Below are 15,930 nucleotides of genomic sequence, written 5' to 3' on the forward strand. Positions count from 1 at the left end.
TATTGCACGACGATTGCCGCCGCGGCGCTTCGGCGCATGCGCCGCGCTGCATCGTCGTCGAAAAGAAAAGGATACGGATTAAATCGCCGGCGTGCATGGGTCGCCCATCACTTCCCGCGCTTGCCGAAGAAGTCGATGAGCGCGTCGGCCGCGGCTTTGTCGTTTGCGAGCCGCGCGTAGAGGCCCGCCGCGCCTTCGTAAATGCGATGCTCCGGATACGCATCGCCGATGAACGCGGCGATCTCTTCCATCTCCGCGACCCAGCGATACGCCTTTGGCGGCATGCGCGGCACGTTACCGCCAAGCCACGCGGCAAGCTCCGGCTGGCTTTCGCGCAACTCGGCGAAGAGCGCCTCTCCCGCGCCGTTGCGCATGGCGGCAAGCGACATGGCCGAGCCGATCGCCGTCAGCCCTTTCGTGATGCCCGCGTACGACATCTTGAGCGCGGAGGCTGCGCCGACCGGGCCGTCGAGCGCGCGCACGTTCAGGCCCGCGTCGCCGAGCACGGCTGCGCGCGCGGCGTGCGGTCCGGAAAGATAGAACTTCGGCGCCGACGGCGGCCCGATGATCGCGGCATCGACGAACGGCGCGCCGGTGGCATCGACCGTTCGGGCGATGGTCGCGGCGGTATCGGGGCTGATGGCGTTGCAGTCGACAAAGACGGCTTTGCGCGCCGCCTGCGTGAGCGCGGCGCGAGACGTTCGGCGGTTTGCACCGCGACGGCCGGCGGCACGATGGAAAGAATGAAATCGCACGCGGCCAGTTCGGCGAGGCTCGCGTCCTGCATGCCTGCGTCTTTTGCACGAGCGGCGCTCGCGGCGCTGCGGCCTTCGAGCGTCGTGAGGACGCGCGCGCCCGAGGCGGACAGCGCCCGGCCGACCGCCGATCCCATGCTGCCCGCGCCGAGCAGCGCAATGGTCAAACGAGTCAAGTGCGGCTCCTTGCGGATCGGTGACGAGACCCACAGGATACGCGGATGAGCGCGCGCTCGCAGCGCTCATCCGGCGACCGAACGCGTGGCCTTAGGCCTCGTCGCCCTTGATCTGCGGCAGCGCTGACGCCTCGCCCGGCGTGAGCAGTCCGACTTGCGCGTAGATGCGCAGTTTGTCACGCGTATCGGTGATGTCGAGATTGCGCATCGTCAATTGGCCGATGCGGTCGCGCGGCGAGAAGGTGGACGCCACCTTCTCCATCGACAGGCGTTCCGGCTGATACGTCAGATTCGGCGACTTGGTGCTGAGAATCGAGTAGTCGTTGCCGCGGCGCAGTTCGAGCGTCACTTCGCCGGTGATCGCGCGCGCGACCCAGCGTTGCGCGGTTTCGCGCAGCATGATGGCCTGCGAATCGAACCAGCGGCCCTGATACAGCAAGCGCCCGAGGCGGCGGCCGTTCTCGCGGTACTGCTCGATGGTGTCTTCGTTATGAATGCCGGTCACGAGGCGTTCATACGCGATATGAAGCAGCGCGAGCCCCGGCGCTTCATAGATGCCGCGGCTCTTCGCCTCGATGATGCGGTTCTCGATCTGATCGCTCATGCCGAGGCCGTGACGCCCGCCGATGCGGTTCGCTTCCAGCAGCAGCTCCACCGCGTCGGTGAACGTCGTGCCGTTCAGGGCGACCGGGCGGCCTTCCTCGAAGCGGATCGTCACTTCTTCCTTGTCGATCTTCACGTCGTCGCGCCAGAACGCGACGCCCATGATCGGATTCACGATCTTGATGCCCGATTCGAGGCTTTCGAGGTCCTTGGCTTCGTGCGTGGCGCCGAGCAGGTTCGAATCCGTCGAATATGCCTTTTCCGCCGACATCTTGTATTCGAAACCCGACTGGCGCATGAATTCCGACATTTCCGCGCGGCCGCCGAGTTCGTCGATGAACGTCTGGTCGAGCCACGGCTTGTAGATCTTCAGGTCCGGATTCACGAGCAGGCCGTAGCGATAGAAACGCTCGATGTCATTGCCCTTGTACGTGCTGCCGTCGCCCCAGATGTTGACGCCGTCTTCCTTCATCGCGGCGACGAGCATGGTGCCGGTCACGGCGCGGCCGAGCGGCGTCGTGTTGAAGTAGGTGACGCCCGCCGTCGAAATATGGAACGCGCCGCATTGCAGCGCGGCGATGCCTTCCGCGACCAGTTGCGCGCGGCAGTCGATCAGGCGCGCGCCTTGGGCGCCATATTGCGTGGCGCGGCGGGGAATCGAGTCGTAGTCGTCTTCGTCGGGCTGGCCGAGGTTGGCCGTGTAGGCGTACGGCACCGCGCCCTTCAGGCGCATCCAGTGCAGCGCGGCGCTGGTGTCGAGGCCGCCTGAGAACGCGATACCGACTTTTTGCCCAGTCGGAAGGCTTTCAAGAATTGTGCTCATTAGCGAAACCGTTAAGTCGACGTACGGGAAAGGTGCAACTGGGCAGTATCAACCATGACCGGTGATATGACAAGTTTGCGCCAAAACCGCGCGTGTAGACGGTCGTTCGCCGCGAGCCGCCGCTAGTGCAGGATGTCCGTCGCCTTGTGCGCCGGATCGACGCCGTCGATCAGAAAGACAGCACCGCGCGCGTGGCGGGTGCGCAGCGGCAGAATGCGCCGATACGCGTCGGACTCGTACCAGCCCCGCGCGGCCGATGAATCCGGAAACGCAATCACGACGAGATCGCCGTGCCACGCGCCCTCGCGCACGTCGCACGGGCCGCCGTGAATGATGAAACGCCCGCCGAACGGCGCGAGCGTGGCGTCGATTTGCTCCAGATACGCGACGATATCCGCGCACGTGTCGACTTCATGCAGATGCCCAACGGCGTAAGCAGTCATTTCGCGGCTCCCTTCTTCTGTGTGAGGATGCCGCCGATCTTGCCGGCCCGCGCGCGTTGCGTCGATTACGTGCGAGGTAAAGCGAGTCAGCCGTTGCGGAACAGGTAGCTGTAGGCATTGAGCGCGGGTACGCCGCCGAGATGGGCGTACAGCACCTTCGACCCTTTCGGGAACTCGCCGTTGCGCACCATCTGGATCATGCCGTCCATGGACTTGCCTTCGTAGACGGGATCGGTCAGCACGCCTTCCAGCCGCGCGCACAGGCGAATGGCGTCGAGCGTGCCTTCGTTCGGCAGGCCGTATTCGGGGCCGCCGAAGCGCGTGTCGAGAATCACGTCGTCGCGCGTGATGTCCTGGCCGAGATCGACGAGCGCCGCCGTGTGCTTCGCAATGCGCGTGATCTGCTCGTGCGTCTGCTGCGGCTTCGCGGACGCGTCGATGCCGATCACGCGCCGCGCCCGGCCATCCGCCGCGAAACCGACGACCATGCCCGCCTGCGTGCTGCCCGTCACTGAGCACACCACGATGTAGTCGAACTTGAAGCCGAGTTCGGCTTCCTGCTGCCGCACTTCCTCCGCGAAGCCGACGAAACCCAGCCCGCCCAGCGGATGCTCGGAGCAGCCCGCCGGTATCGGGAACGGTTTGCCGCCCGCCGCGCGCACGCTGTCCATCGCGTCCTGCCAGCTTTTGCGAATGCCGATATCGAAGCCGTCGGGCACGAGGCGCACGTCCGCGCCCATCATGCGCGACAACTGGATATTGCCGACGCGGTCGTAGACGGCGTCCGAGTAGTTGACCCAGTTTTCCTGCACGAGCATGCACTTCATGCCGAGATGCGCGGCAACGGCGGCGACCTGACGCGTCTGGTTCGACTGAATGCCGCCGATGGACACGAGCGTGTCGCAGCCTTGTTCGAGCGCCTCGGGAATCAGATATTCGAGCTTGCGCGTCTTGTTGCCGCCGAACGCAAGACCGCTGTTGCAGTCCTCGCGCTTCGCATACAGCTCGACTTTGCCGCCGAGATGCGCGCTCAGGCGCTTGAGCGGCTGAATGGGCGTCGGCCCGAAAGTGAGCTTATAGCGGGGGAAACGTTGCAGGTTCATGGTCGGCATCCTGTGCAATTAAGGTCGGGCTGCCGCGCGTGATCCGCGACGCCTGACAGAAATCGTAGTCAATCTGCGGGATGCCGGCGTTGCGAAGAAATTCGCTTTGGCCTAACGTAGCCGCTTGTCGGCTCGGTCGAGCGAACTTTTATTTCTTCCAAGAGCGCACGCACGCAATGAAGAAAATCACACCACGGCGAGAGCCGCCAGCATCGGGCATCGAGATCGATCGCGTCGATCGCGCGATCCTGCGTCAGCTTCAGCGCGATGCGTCCATATCCAATGTCGCGCTTGCCGCCAAGGTTCACCTGAGCCCGCCCGCGTGCCTGCGGCGCGTCGAGCGGCTGCGCGAAGCCGGGCTGATTCGCGGCACCGTCGCGCTATTGAACCCGAAGGCGCTGGATGCGGGCATGCTCGTGCTGATCGGCGTCGTGCTCGATCGCTCGACGCCCGAGTCCTTCACGGATTTCGAAAAAGCCGCGCAGAAGGTGCCGGGGTGCATGGAATGTCACGTCGTGACCGGCGAGTTCGATTTCTTCATGCTGATTCGCACGCGCGACAGCGACAGCTTCAACCGGCTGCACGCGGAGAAGCTGCTGTATCTGCCGGGGGTCCGGCAGATACGGACATTCGTCGTTCTGCGCGAGATTCTTTCGACGACAGCATTCCCCATCTGACGCGCCGAGGCGCAACGCGGGCACGCGTTACCAGCGATAGTTCATGCCCGCGAACACTTGCCGCCCGTAGCCGAACGCGCACCAGCTTCCGTAGTAGCACGACGCCACATACTCTTTGTCGAAGAGATTCTGCGCATTGACATACAACTCCGCGCCCTTCAGCTGCGCTGCTGCGCGGCCGAGGTCATAGCGCAGCGTGGCATCGACCAGAAAGAAGCTCTGCACCTTGAAGTCGTTCTGGGTGCTGTACGTCGTGCCGGTGTATCGCCCGCCCGCGCCGAGCGAAAGGCCCGCCAGCGGCCCGCGATTGATCGTGTAATACGCCCACAACGACGCCTGATTCTGCGGCACGGCCGGCAGATGCTTGCCTTGCAGGCCGCCGTTGTCTTTCGTGTAGACGGTATTCAAATACGTATAGCTGCCCGTCACGTTCAACGAATCCGTGAGACTGACCTTCGCTTCCAGTTCGACGCCGCGCGAGCGGGCTTCGCCGGTTTGCGACTGGAAGTTCGGGTTCGTGGCATCGACGGTCAGCAAGTTTTCGCGCGTCAAATCGAATAAAGCCGCCGTGAACAGCGCGTCGTAGCCCTTCGGCTGATACTTCACGCCCACTTCGTATTGATGCCCACGCTCGGGGTCGAACGCGCGGCCGTTGATGTCGGTGCCCACTTGCGGCGTGAACGACTCCGTATAGCTCACATACGGCGCAATGCCGTTGTTGAATACGTACGTCAAACCGGCGCGGCCCGTGAACGCGCGGTCGGACTGGCTCGACGACGTGCCGAACGTTTCGTTGCGCGTCTTGCTGTTGATCCAGTCTTCGCGCCCGCCGAGCGTGAGGATCGCGTTGCCGAAACGCGCCTGATCCTGCGCATACACGCCGTATTGCGTGCCGCTCAACACCTGCTTCGACAACTCGGGCACCGCAATCGTCTGGTTGTACACGGGCGCGAACATGTCGATGGAAGGCGCCGTGCCGAAGCCGGAGACGAAGTTCGTCGCGTAGTGCTGGTAATCGAAGCCGACGAGCAACGTGTGGTCGATCGGCCCGGTCGAGAAGTTGCCTTCGAGTTGATTGTCCAGCGCGACCGTATTCAGATTGTCCTGCGAATAGGCGGTGCCGCGATCCAGCGTGCGCAGATCGGCTTCCAGCGCGCTCGCGTAGACACTTTTGTAGTCCTGCGCGAGGTGCATGTAACGGCCGTTCGCGCGGAACGTCCACGCGTTGGTCAGGCGTCGGTCGAACTTGTAGCCGACGGATTCCTGCACGCGATTGAAGCTCTCGAAGCTCGGATCGCCGTCGTAGAAATTGCTCGGCAGCTTGCCGTTCGGGTTATAGAGCACGGTCCCTTGCGGCGGCACGCTGCCGTAAGAAGAACTGCGCGGATCGTGCTGATAAAGGCCGAACAGCGTGAGCGACGTCTTGTTGTCCGGGCGCCAGGTGAACGACGGCGCAATCGCAATGCGCTCGTTTTTCGTCATGGCCACTTGTCCGTCTTCCTTGCGTCCGATGCCGGTCACGCGAAAGAGATAGCGGTCGTCGCCGGCGATCGGCCCGGACAGATCGAACTTGCCCTGGACGTGGCCGTAGTTGCCGACTTCGACGCCCACTTCGTGCAGCGGCTCGACAGTCGGCAGCTTGCTTTCCATGTTGAGCAGCCCGCCCGCCGCGGCTTGCCCGTACAGCACGGACACCGGCCCTTTCAGGACTTCGACGCGATCCATCAGATACGGGTCGAGTTGCGGTATCGCATACCAGCCGTTACCGATGAGCTTGAGCCCGTTCCAGTACGTGTCGGCGTCGAAGCCGCGCACCTTCAGCAGGTCGTAGCGCGTTGCAATGGCGCCGCGCGTTTCCGGGGTCACGCCCGACACGTAGCGCACCGCGGCATTCAGCGTCTGCGCATTCTGCTGATCCATCTGATCCCGCGTGACGACGGAAACCGACTGCGGCGTCTCGATGATCGGCGTGCCGGACTTGAGCGCCGTCGAACTGGACTTCGCGACGTAGCCGTTCGTCGGCCCGTAAGGCGCGTCCTGATCGCTTTGCGCCGTCACCTTCACTGCGGGCAGCGTGCTTTCCGCTGGTGCGGCGTCGGCGTCGACCGATTGCGCGTTGACGCATGCGCTCGCCATGAACAGAAGCAGCGCGGCCGTTCTCAGCGGTCGCAGGGCGAACCGGCTGGTCTTGCGTGGATTCATGCTTAATCTCGTAGCCGTCGTGGTTTTAAATGCGAATCATTATTATTCAACGGCGGATTGTGCCCGCTGGCTTTACGTTTGTAAAGCTGCCGGCGACGCGGGCGGGAGGCTGGCAGTCAGAAGACCGCGATGAGGACGACGCCCGCGACAGCCAGGCCGGCGCCGAGCAGACGCAACGCGCTGGCCTCGCGCACTTCGAAACCCATCAGCCCGAAGTGGTCGAGCGCGATCGAGGTCACGACAGCGGAAATGACGACGATGGTCGTGAAGGTGGCCGATCCGAGCTTTCGCGTGATGAGAAGCGAGCACATCAGAAAGAGCGCGTTGCAGATGCCGCCGATGTACGCCCACCACGGCACGCTGCCGAGACGCGAGAACGCGGGCCGCACGCCGAAGCCGAAGAACGGCACGCATACGGCAAGACACGCCGCGCCGATCAGATAGACGATCAACGCGGACACGATCGGCTCGTGCAGGCCCTTGAGCAGCGCCGAGTTGCTGCCCGATTGCAGCGGGTTCGAGATGCCCGCCAGTACCGCGAAGACCGCCAGTAGCCATTGCATGATGTCGCCTCAGACAGTGAGCCGGGCGTCGCGGAACGCGTCCCGCTCGGCGACGGCAGGAAGCTGCACCGGGCGATTTTCCGCCGCCGAGCGATAGATCGCTTCCATGATCCGTTGATCCTGCAAGCCCTCTTCGCCGGGCGTCGCGGGCTTTCTGCCGGTGAGGATGCATTCGGCCATGTGATCGATCTCCGCGCCGAACTGGTTCGCGTCTTCGAGCACGCGCTCTTCGCGTACCTCGACGTCCTCGCGTTCCGGCGAGCGATGCTGCACCGACAAGCGCAGGCCCTTGTACGCGAACGCAGGATCGAGCACCGCCGTCCCGCGCTGGAAGTGAAGGCGTGCGACGCGCGATTCGTGTGCATCGTAAGCGGCCGAGCAACGCGCGACGACGCCCGACGGAAAGCGCATCTGCCACGAAATGTTCTCTTCGACCTCCGCGAAGCGGGCGTCGCCCGGCGTGCTCCAGGCCCAGGCCGACACTTCGACCGGCTCTTCGCCGGTCACGAATCGCGCGAAGTTCAGGCAGTAGAGACCGATGTCCGGCAACGATCCGCCGCCCGCGAGTCGCTTGTCGTGCCGCCATTGGTCGGCCTCGCCCTGCACCTGACCGTTATGCGCTTCGATGATCTTCAGTTCTCCGAATGTTTTCGATCTCGCCAGCCGCGCGGCCTCGCGATTATGCGGCTCATACTGCAAGCGGTACGCGACCATCAGCATCACGCCTGCATCCGCGCATGCGCGAATCATCTCTTCCGCTTCAGCCGATGTATTGCTCAACGGCTTCTCGCACAGCACATGCTTGCCGGTGCCCGCCGCCGCGACCACCTGTTCGCGGTGCAAGCCGTTGGGCGTCACGATATAGACCGCCTGCACGTTCTCGTTGGCGCCGAGGCGCGCCCATTCGTCATAACCGTACACCGCTTCGGCAGGCGCACCGTATTGCCGCGCCACGCGTTCGCCCTTTGCCTTGTCGCCGGTCATCACGGCTGCGAGGCGCGCGAGCTTCGATGAAGCCAGCGCGGGCAATATCGAATCGAGACTCAGACGGCCGAGGCCGACGATGGCAAAGCCCACCTTGCGGTCAGGCGGAAGCGGCGGCGGCTCGACGGGCGAGCGCCGTTCCGAAGCGCCGACGAAGGGCGGGCGTGTCTCGGGTTTGTCCTGCCCGGTCGATGGCAAGCCTGACATGATGTGCTCCGTGAGTCGCAATGCCGTGTGGCGTTGGCATCAGCTAGAGCAACGGCTATTCCTGTCGATGATCGCCGGGTCTTCGATCGCGTCCTTCAGCAGAGCGACGAATGCCGCGACTGGCTGAGGCAGCGTGCGCCCTGCCATCGTCTGTATTTGCAGCGTGCGTTGATGCAGCTCGGGATTCGAAATCGGCACGGCGGCGAAGCCCTCCGCGCCAAGACGGCTGCGCACCGTGAGATAGCCGGTGAGCGTGATGGCGTCCGTGAGCCGCACGAAGCTTTGCAACGCCATGTGGTAATTGCCGACGAAGACCGGCTCGAACACGAGTCCTTCGAGACTGCACGCGATGTCGAAGAGTTGTCGAAGCGTCACGCCCTGGCTATGCATCGCAAGCGGCCATGCGTGCAGGTCCGCGAGCGACACCGATTCGCGCGATGCAAGCGGATGGTCGCGCCGCATCAGCGCATAGACCGGCGCGCGCTGCGCGTAATGCACGTGCACGTCCTGCTCGGGTGCCATGCTGAAGCACACGGCGATGTCGTGCGAGCCGTCGCGCACGCGCTGCGTCGCGATGGACGGCGCGGAGACGTCGAGCTGAAAGTGCGCGCGCGAATGCGTCGTCAGGAAATGCGCGAATGCTTGCGGCAGAAAGTCGGGCGCCACGCCTTCGGATGCCGCGATGCGAATCGTCGCGCGGCCGCTTGCGCTCAGTCCGCGAATCTCGTCGACCACGCGCTCGTCTTCCAGTTGACTGCGACGCGCGTGACTGGCGAGCAGGCGGCCGGCTTCGGTCAGCACCATGCCGCGCGGGCGTCGCTCGAAAAGCGGCGTGCCCATTTGCTCCTCGATTTTCGCGATTTGCCGGCTGAGCGCGGACACCGCGACGAAGAGCCGCTCGGACGCCTTGCTGAGCGATCCGCTGCGGGCCACTTCGAGGAAATAGCGTAAAGCCGTCTGGTCCATGCGCCGTCCGTTCTCGCGTCCAAAGTCAAAGCGCGCGCTTTGCCGAAAAGGCAAAGGTTCCTGAGAAATATTGTAATTGTCCAGAAATATCGGCGAGGTCAGCATGAATTGGTCGGCGGCTACGGCTGCCTTTTCAGCTTCGACGGAGACCGACGTGACCCGCGACACCGCCACTCAGATTGCCGACCGCTACTTTCAATCCGGCGCTTTTCTCGACGACTTGCAGCGGCGCGTCGCGTATCGCACCGAAAGCCAGGAGGCCGACAGCGCCGCGCGGCTCATGGCTTATCTCACCGAAGAACTGACGCCGACGCTCACGGCATGGGGCTTCCGCTGCCGGGTGGTCCAAAATCCTGCGGCTGGCGCCGGACCGTTCCTGGTCGCGCATCGCCATGAAGGCGACGCCCTGCCGACGGTGCTGACCTACGGCCACGGCGATGTGGTGCGCGGCTACGACGCGCAGTGGCGCGAAGGCTTGTCGCCGTGGAGCGTGACGGTCGACGGCGACCGCTGGTACGGCCGCGGCACCGCCGACAACAAAGGGCAACACAGCATCAACCTCGCCGCGTTGAAGGCGGTGCTCGACGCGCGCGGCGGCAAGCTCGGTTTCAATCTGAAGCTGCTCTTCGAGACCGGCGAGGAAGTCGGCTCGCCCGGCCTTTCCGCCATTTGCGAGCAGTTGCGCGACGAACTCGCCGCCGACGTGCTGATCGCCTCCGACGGACCGCGCCTCGCCGCCGACCGCCCGACCATGTTTCTAGGCTCGCGGGGCGTGATCAATTTCCGGCTCGACGTGAAGCTGCGCGACGGCGCGCATCACTCGGGCAACTGGGGCGGGCTGCTGCGTAATCCGGGCATCGTGCTCGCCAACGCGATCGCCACGATGGTCGACGAGAACGGCAAGATTCTGATCGAAGGCTTGCGTCCGCCGCCGATTCCGGATTCGGTGGTTCGCGCGCTCGCGGACATCACCGTCGGCGGCAATCCGGGCGAACCGGAAGTGGACACGGATTACGGCGAGCCGGGCCTCACGCCCGCCGAGCGCGTGTTCGGCTGGAACAACATCGAAGTGCTGGCCTTCCGCACCGGCAATCCCGACAAGCCGGTGAACGCGATTCCCGCGACCGCGTTCGCGCATATGCAGATCCGCTTCGTGGTCGGCACGGACTGGCGCAATTTGCAGCAGATCGTGCGCGATCACCTTAATGCGCACGGCTTCCCGATGGTCGATGTCGAAGTGGAGCGCGGCATGCCCGCGACGCGCGTGGATCCGGACAATCCGTGGGTCAAGTGGGCGCTGCGCTCGCTCACGCAAACGACGGGCACGCGACCCGTGCTGTTGCCGAATCTCGGCGGCACGCTTCCGAACGACGTCTTCGCCGATGTGCTCGGCATGCCGACGCTGTGGGTACCGCATTCGTATCCCGGCTGCTCGCAACATGCGCCGGACGAGCACTTGCTCGGGTCGGTCGCGAGCGAAGGGTTGCGCATCATGGCGGGCCTTTTCTGGGATCTCGGCACGCGCGAAGGCGATGGCGCCAGCGGCAATCCCGCCGACCATCTGCCGCGCAAGACGAACGGAGGGCTTCGCCATGAGTGATTCGGCCACCATTTCGACGTCGCCCAAAGCGCAGGGCAAGGAGCGCAGCATCGCACGACTGATCGTCGCGACATCGATAGGCAACGCGCTCGAGTTCTACGATCTCGTCGTGTACGGCTATTTCGCCGGGACCTTGTCGAAGCTCTTTTTCCCGACGCAGGATCACACCGTCTCGCTCTTGCTCACGCTCGGCACGTTCGCGCTCTCGTATCTGGCGCGGCCGGTCGGCGCGCTCGTGCTCGGGTCGTACAGCGACCGCCGCGGACGCAAGGCATCGCTCACGCTCTCCATCGCGATGATGACGCTCGGCACCGCCATGGTCGCGCTGATGCCGACCTACGCGACCATCGGGGTCGCCGCGCCGGTGCTGATCTTCGTCTCGCGGCTGTTGCAGGGCTTCTCCGCGGGCGGCGAGTTCGGCAGCTCGACGGCGTTTCTCGTCGAACACGCGCCCGAGCGCAGCGGCTTCATGTCGAGCTGGCAGTTTTCCAGTCAGGGCGCGAGCACGTTGCTCGCGTCGCTCTTCGGCGCGGTGCTGACGGGCTCTCTGACGCCCGCGCAGCTCGAAGGCTGGGGCTGGCGCATTCCGTTTCTGTTCGGCGTGCTGATCGGACCGATCGGGCTCTATATCCGGCGACGCATGGACGAAACGCCCGAGTTCGAGCACGCGGAGAAAGTCGCGTCGCCCGTGCGCGAACTGCTCGCGACGCAGAAGGAGCGCCTGCTCGTGTCGATCGGATCGCTCGTGCTGACGACGACCGCCAACTACATGCTGCTCTACATGCCGACGTACGCCGCGCGGCAGCTGGGACTCGCGCCCTCCTCCGGCTTCATCGCGACCTTGACGGCCGGTTTCATCATGATGGTGCTCGTGCCGGTGGTCGGGCATCTCTCCGACAAGTACGGGCGCACGCGCATCATGCTGATTACCGGTGTGATCTTTTTCCTGACCGTCTATCCGGCGTTCATGTTCATGAACGCGCATCCGTCGCTGCCGACGCTGCTCGCTGCCGTAATCTGGGTCGCGCTCCTCAAGGCGACGTACTTCGCGCCGATTCCCGCGCTCATGTCCGAGCTTTTTCCGACGGCGACGCGCACGACCGGCATGGCGTTCGGCTACAACATCGGCACCACGGTGTTCGGCGGCTTCACGCCGCTGGCGGTGGCGTCGCTCATCGCGTTGACGCATAACAATCTCGCGCCGGGACTGTATCTGATGATCGCGGCAGTCGTGAGTCTCTTCACGCTGGTGTGGGCGCGAAAGCGCCTGGACGTGCGTTGAACGTTTCGAATTCAGCCAGGAAGTTCTCACATGAATGAAGCATTGCAGCGTGCGATCCAGTTTTCCGTCGATCACGAATCGACCTGGGATCGGCAAGTGCACGGCAACTGGGGCGTGCACGTCAACGATCCGCCGCCGTGGAATCGGCTGCTCGGGCCGGTGCATGATCGCGGGCCGGTGTCGGGGGCGCTTGCCGTCGATGGCCGCGTGATCACGACGTGGGGCGAGCCGGACCGCGCGGACCTGACCTTCAGCATCGCGAAGACGTATCTCGCGCTGCTCGCGGGCGTGGCGCATGATCGCGGCTTGCTGCCGGACCCGGACGAAGCGGTGCGCGTGCGTGTGCCGGGCATCGGCTTCGACGATCCGCATAACGCGCCGATCACGTGGACGCATCTGCTTCAGCAAACCAGCGAATGGCAGGGCGAGTGCTTCGGGCTTTCGGATCAGGCCGACCACTACCGCGCGGTCACGTTCGGCGAGCCGCCTGCGGGCAAGAAAGGCGAGCTGCGGCCGTTGCGCACGCCAGGCACGTATTGGGAATACAACGACGTTCGCATCAATCAGCTTTCGCTCGCACTGCTGCATCTGTTCCGGGAGCCGCTGCCGGAGGTCTTCCGTAATGCCATCGCGCGGCCGCTGGGCTTGAGCGACAACTGGAACTGGGCAGGCTATGACCACGCGTGGGTCGAAATCGACGGCAAGCGCATGCAGTCCGTGCCGGGCGGCACGCACTGGGGCGGCGGGATGTCGATCAGCGCGAACGACCAATTGAAGATCGCGCAGATGCTCCTGGATGGCGGCGTCCGTGATGGAATGCGCGTGCTTTCATCGGAGTGGATCGCGCGGATGCGCACGCCCTGCCCGCTTGCGTCGTTCTATGGCTACCTTGTTTGGCTCAACACCGGGCGGAAGATGTTTCCGAGGGTGCCCGAGACGAGCTACTTCGGCATCGGCGCGGGAAGTTCGTTCATGTGGATCGAGCCCGTCTCGCGGATCGCGTTGATCGTGCGATGGCTCGACTCGGCGTACGCAGCAGAGTTCTTTGGGTTGATGTTTGATGCGTTGACGAGGACGCGCGGCGCAGTACAGGTCTGAGTGAGCGGCGGGCGGGTCGTTAGTGAGGGACTCTCTAGCGACCGTTGCCCCGCCCTGCGGTTTCCGTTCGTCGATTCGCTGCCGTTCGGGTTGACGTGGCGTGAAAAGACCGTTAGTTGCGTTATGTTGATGTCGCGCCAGTACGTCGGAGCCCTCAAGAACGGCCTCGGCTGTTCGTTAACAAGAGCAAGCCAACCAACGACCGACGCATGTCCTCCACTCTTCCATTTCGCCGCCCGACTCACGCGACGCACACGCGGCTCTCGAAAGCTCAACTGCTGCCCATCGCTCGCGGCGTAGCAGATGAACTCGCCCTTCACGCCCATCTCGCGCTGGAGACGCTGCGCGCGGGATCGCCGGATATCGCGCCGGCTCAACACATCGCCGAGGTCATGCTGCTCGCGAAGTTTCTCGCGGACGCAGGGCACGGCAGTTTCCCGGACGAAGCCCTCGTCGACGCCGATCAAACGATTGCGCGCATGTTCGACGGCGGGCGCGAATGCGGCTCCTGGAGCATTCGCGCCGATGAAGTCGATCGGTTGGCGGCGATTGTGTCGCTCTACGATCATCAACTGAAACGCGCGACACTAGGGGCGCTGACTGCGGCTAGCGACCGGCTCGAGCGATTCAAGGCAGGAGAGCCGTACCAGGGATCGAAGAAGAAGCGGGCTTGAGGGCGAGGGCTCGGGCGCTAGCGGTCGGTTAGCGGCGGGCGCCTCAGGGACGATAATGTATCGTTTGTTACGAAGCGGCGGGTTGGATGGGAAGAGGCGTGAATTTGTTGACGTGGCGGCTTCCGGCGGGCCGCGGCTATCCGCCCGGCGAGCTTGAGGCGTGAAACAAATTCAGGAACTCAATGCAACATATTGATTTTCATATGTTTTTCGCGGCAATCCGCGGTCTCGTTGTGTTCCACGGATGGTGATAGCTCGGTTGTGCCTTCTACCGAAGGGCTTGCATATAGCTCGTTCTTGGCTGTCATGCCGTCACGACGCACATGAAGTCAGCGCCGTATGCGGCGATGCAACTGCAACCGGCGTTGAATACTCACGGCAGTGCCTCTGCCGCGCTTGGCGCTCGCATCGCTGTAATACCTCATGAGCCTTACCGGGGGGTTGGAACGACGAGATGCGGAACAACGTTGCCATGTTGCCGCGCCGGCCCCCACGCCAGCGCGAATGGGGGAGTCGCGCCGGCTTGATCCACGGACTGCTTGACCCCGAGGCTCAACTTCCGGCCAAGAGAAAGTCCGCCACCTCTGCGCCGCCACCTCTGCGCGGCCCCCTCTGCGCCGCCACCTTTCTGCCCGCCACCTTTCTGCCCGCCACCTCTCTGCCCGCCACCTCTACGCCCGCTACCTCTACGCCCGCTACCTCTACGCGCGCCACCTCTACGCCCGCCGCCTCTACGCCCGCCGCCTCTACGCCCGCCGCCTCTACGCCCGCCGCCTCTATGCCCGCCGCCTCTACGCCTGCCACCTCTACACCCGCCACCTCTACGACGCCACCTCTACGACGCGACCTCTACGACGCCCCGGTTGGCTCGTTCGCCCGATGAGCCATCGAACACTGAAACGCTTGGGGTTACGCAGACGGGGCTCTTACGACGCGGCAAGCCGTGAACGCCACTCGTTTCTAGAGTTCCAAGTTAGCCGTTAGATTCCGCCTCGATGACGGCAACAGCGGTCTGGCCGCACGGGGACGTGCGCGGCATCACCGGCGCACTGCGTGCGCCTCGCCGCAGCGCCAACTTGTACTAGGAACTGAGCCGCTTCGTTCGCGCCGATGGGTCGCTCTGAAGGCTGACATCGCCCGGTACGGGTCGCCGGGCATGACTACGTCTCCTGATCTCCGGCGCGCTTCCGATAGACCTATGTCTCGGCCGACGTCCGAGCGGTACGCGACGGCGGCACCCGACTGATCATTCAAAACGTTCGACTCACCATCCGTCTTGCTACCGTTGGGAAGCGCCTTTTTGCCAGCGCTCTGCTCGTCTGAGGGAGTGTTAAGGGTGACTCTCGCGAACCTTGCGTAGGACAGTGAACAATGCGGCACATCCAGTAACGGTCGCCCAAACGTGGAGTGGCCGCGAAGCACCGTCTTGTTGAATTATTGGACGATTCCCCCGTCTCAGCTGTAGAACGATGTTCTTACCGCCACAGCGTCGGGAGAGCCCTGCATACGCGATGAAACGCCGCGCTGTCGGTGGGCGCGGCGGGGAAGCTCGAAGAAGGACGGTCACCGCGACGGTTCGCTGATATTCCGAGCGAAGAAGTGGCTACGCGTCCGTCTCGGACGAAATAAGCTTTGACAAAGGGAACGCCTTAAGAAGGCACCTCGCGGTGGCGTGCAGACTGAGTCTCTCCGCAGTTCACGAGCGGCTGACAGAAGCTCCTTGGGCGGCTTTTAGCCGATTCGGACAGTGTCCGAATTCGGACACATCATGGCT

Annotated in this window: 15 protein-coding genes; 5 read left to right on the forward strand and 10 right to left on the reverse strand. The window is 64.0% G+C overall.

Features of this window, described 5'->3' with window-relative positions; translation table 11 throughout:
- Positions 1-107: 107 nt before the first annotated feature.
- From NCR37_RS23730 to NCR37_RS23750, 5 genes are all read right to left on the reverse strand, one after another.
- Positions 108-437 carry a DUF1932 domain-containing protein gene (locus NCR37_RS23730; RefSeq protein ID WP_350029088.1) on the reverse strand — a complete coding sequence of 110 codons (330 nt, stop codon included), beginning with the start codon at positions 435-437 and terminating at the stop codon, positions 108-110.
- A 47-nt stretch (positions 438-484) separates the two neighbouring features.
- Positions 485-892: a hypothetical protein gene (locus NCR37_RS23735; RefSeq protein ID WP_250475320.1), complete on the reverse strand. Its 408-nt coding sequence runs from the start codon at positions 890-892 to the stop codon at positions 485-487.
- 130 nt (positions 893-1,022) lie between these two features.
- On the reverse strand, positions 1,023-2,357 hold the full coding sequence (gene argG / locus NCR37_RS23740) for an argininosuccinate synthase (RefSeq protein ID WP_250475257.1): 1,335 nt from the start codon (positions 2,355-2,357) through the stop codon (positions 1,023-1,025).
- Between the two features lie 122 nt (positions 2,358-2,479).
- Positions 2,480-2,800: a DUF1330 domain-containing protein gene (locus NCR37_RS23745; protein ID WP_250475258.1), complete on the reverse strand. Its 321-nt coding sequence runs from the start codon at positions 2,798-2,800 to the stop codon at positions 2,480-2,482.
- 86 nt (positions 2,801-2,886) lie between these two features.
- Positions 2,887-3,903: a 1-aminocyclopropane-1-carboxylate deaminase gene (locus NCR37_RS23750; protein WP_250475259.1), complete on the reverse strand. Its 1,017-nt coding sequence runs from the start codon at positions 3,901-3,903 to the stop codon at positions 2,887-2,889.
- 176 nt (positions 3,904-4,079) lie between these two features.
- Here NCR37_RS23750 and NCR37_RS23755 point away from each other — a divergent pair, with 176 nt between their 5' ends.
- Positions 4,080-4,580 carry an Lrp/AsnC family transcriptional regulator gene (locus NCR37_RS23755; RefSeq protein ID WP_250475260.1) on the forward strand — a complete coding sequence of 167 codons (501 nt, stop codon included), beginning with the start codon at positions 4,080-4,082 and terminating at the stop codon, positions 4,578-4,580.
- A gap of 27 nt (positions 4,581-4,607) precedes the next feature.
- On the opposite strand, the gene NCR37_RS23760 is transcribed toward NCR37_RS23755, so the two are convergent.
- The 4 genes from NCR37_RS23760 to NCR37_RS23775 form a co-directional block, all read right to left on the reverse strand.
- The gene (locus NCR37_RS23760) at positions 4,608-6,782 is read right to left on the reverse strand and encodes a TonB-dependent siderophore receptor (RefSeq protein WP_250475261.1); all 2,175 of its coding nucleotides are present in this window, start codon (positions 6,780-6,782) and stop codon (positions 4,608-4,610) included.
- Positions 6,783-6,898: 116 nt separating this feature from the next.
- Positions 6,899-7,345 (reverse strand): DMT family transporter, encoded by a 447-nt coding sequence (locus tag NCR37_RS23765; RefSeq protein ID WP_250475262.1) that lies wholly within the window; start codon positions 7,343-7,345, stop codon positions 6,899-6,901.
- 9 nt (positions 7,346-7,354) lie between these two features.
- Positions 7,355-8,536, reverse strand: a complete 1,182-nt coding sequence (locus tag NCR37_RS23770; protein WP_250475263.1) for a Gfo/Idh/MocA family protein — start codon at positions 8,534-8,536, stop codon at positions 7,355-7,357.
- A gap of 39 nt (positions 8,537-8,575) precedes the next feature.
- The gene (locus NCR37_RS23775) at positions 8,576-9,502 is read right to left on the reverse strand and encodes a LysR family transcriptional regulator (RefSeq protein ID WP_250475264.1); all 927 of its coding nucleotides are present in this window, start codon (positions 9,500-9,502) and stop codon (positions 8,576-8,578) included.
- Positions 9,503-9,656: 154 nt separating this feature from the next.
- Here NCR37_RS23775 and NCR37_RS23780 point away from each other — a divergent pair, with 154 nt between their 5' ends.
- The 4 genes from NCR37_RS23780 to NCR37_RS23795 all read left to right on the forward strand — a co-directional run bounded on the left by NCR37_RS23780 (position 9,657) and on the right by NCR37_RS23795 (position 14,156).
- Complete coding sequence (locus tag NCR37_RS23780; RefSeq protein ID WP_250475265.1) at positions 9,657-11,102, forward strand: M20 family metallopeptidase; 1,446 nt, start codon at positions 9,657-9,659, stop codon at positions 11,100-11,102.
- Positions 11,095-12,384, forward strand: coding sequence for an MFS transporter (locus NCR37_RS23785; RefSeq protein WP_250475266.1), 1,290 nt, complete (start codon positions 11,095-11,097; stop codon positions 12,382-12,384). Before NCR37_RS23780 ends, NCR37_RS23785 begins: the two co-directional genes overlap by 8 nt.
- A gap of 30 nt (positions 12,385-12,414) precedes the next feature.
- Positions 12,415-13,482, forward strand: a complete 1,068-nt coding sequence (locus NCR37_RS23790; protein WP_250475267.1) for a serine hydrolase domain-containing protein — start codon at positions 12,415-12,417, stop codon at positions 13,480-13,482.
- Between the two features lie 209 nt (positions 13,483-13,691).
- Entirely contained in the window at positions 13,692-14,156 is a 465-nt protein-coding gene (locus NCR37_RS23795) for a hypothetical protein (RefSeq protein ID WP_250475268.1), read from the forward strand.
- A gap of 552 nt (positions 14,157-14,708) precedes the next feature.
- On the opposite strand, the gene NCR37_RS23800 is transcribed toward NCR37_RS23795, so the two are convergent.
- Positions 14,709-14,960 carry a hypothetical protein gene (locus NCR37_RS23800; RefSeq protein ID WP_250475269.1) on the reverse strand — a complete coding sequence of 84 codons (252 nt, stop codon included), beginning with the start codon at positions 14,958-14,960 and terminating at the stop codon, positions 14,709-14,711.
- Positions 14,961-15,930 lie beyond the last annotated feature (970 nt).

The sequence above is a fragment of the Caballeronia sp. GAFFF1 genome (assembly GCF_023630705.1).
In the GTDB taxonomy this organism is placed as follows: Bacteria; Pseudomonadota; Gammaproteobacteria; order Burkholderiales; family Burkholderiaceae; genus Caballeronia.

Coding starts and splice junctions, on each gene's coding strand:
- NCR37_RS23730 (WP_350029088.1), bottom strand. CDS start 437: ATGTCGTACGCGGGCATCACGAAAGGGCTGACGGCGATCGGCTCGGCC.
- NCR37_RS23735 (WP_250475320.1), bottom strand. CDS start 892: ATGGGATCGGCGGTCGGCCGGGCGCTGTCCGCCTCGGGCGCGCGCGTC.
- argG (WP_250475257.1), bottom strand. CDS start 2,357: ATGAGCACAATTCTTGAAAGCCTTCCGACTGGGCAAAAAGTCGGTATC.
- NCR37_RS23745 (WP_250475258.1), bottom strand. CDS start 2,800: ATGACTGCTTACGCCGTTGGGCATCTGCATGAAGTCGACACGTGCGCG.
- NCR37_RS23750 (WP_250475259.1), bottom strand. CDS start 3,903: ATGAACCTGCAACGTTTCCCCCGCTATAAGCTCACTTTCGGGCCGACG.
- NCR37_RS23755 (WP_250475260.1), top strand. CDS start 4,080: ATGAAGAAAATCACACCACGGCGAGAGCCGCCAGCATCGGGCATCGAG.
- NCR37_RS23760 (WP_250475261.1), bottom strand. CDS start 6,782: ATGAATCCACGCAAGACCAGCCGGTTCGCCCTGCGACCGCTGAGAACG.
- NCR37_RS23765 (WP_250475262.1), bottom strand. CDS start 7,345: ATGCAATGGCTACTGGCGGTCTTCGCGGTACTGGCGGGCATCTCGAAC.
- NCR37_RS23770 (WP_250475263.1), bottom strand. CDS start 8,536: ATGTCAGGCTTGCCATCGACCGGGCAGGACAAACCCGAGACACGCCCG.
- NCR37_RS23775 (WP_250475264.1), bottom strand. CDS start 9,502: ATGGACCAGACGGCTTTACGCTATTTCCTCGAAGTGGCCCGCAGCGGA.
- NCR37_RS23785 (WP_250475266.1), top strand. CDS start 11,095: ATGAGTGATTCGGCCACCATTTCGACGTCGCCCAAAGCGCAGGGCAAG.
- NCR37_RS23790 (WP_250475267.1), top strand. CDS start 12,415: ATGAATGAAGCATTGCAGCGTGCGATCCAGTTTTCCGTCGATCACGAA.
- NCR37_RS23795 (WP_250475268.1), top strand. CDS start 13,692: ATGTCCTCCACTCTTCCATTTCGCCGCCCGACTCACGCGACGCACACG.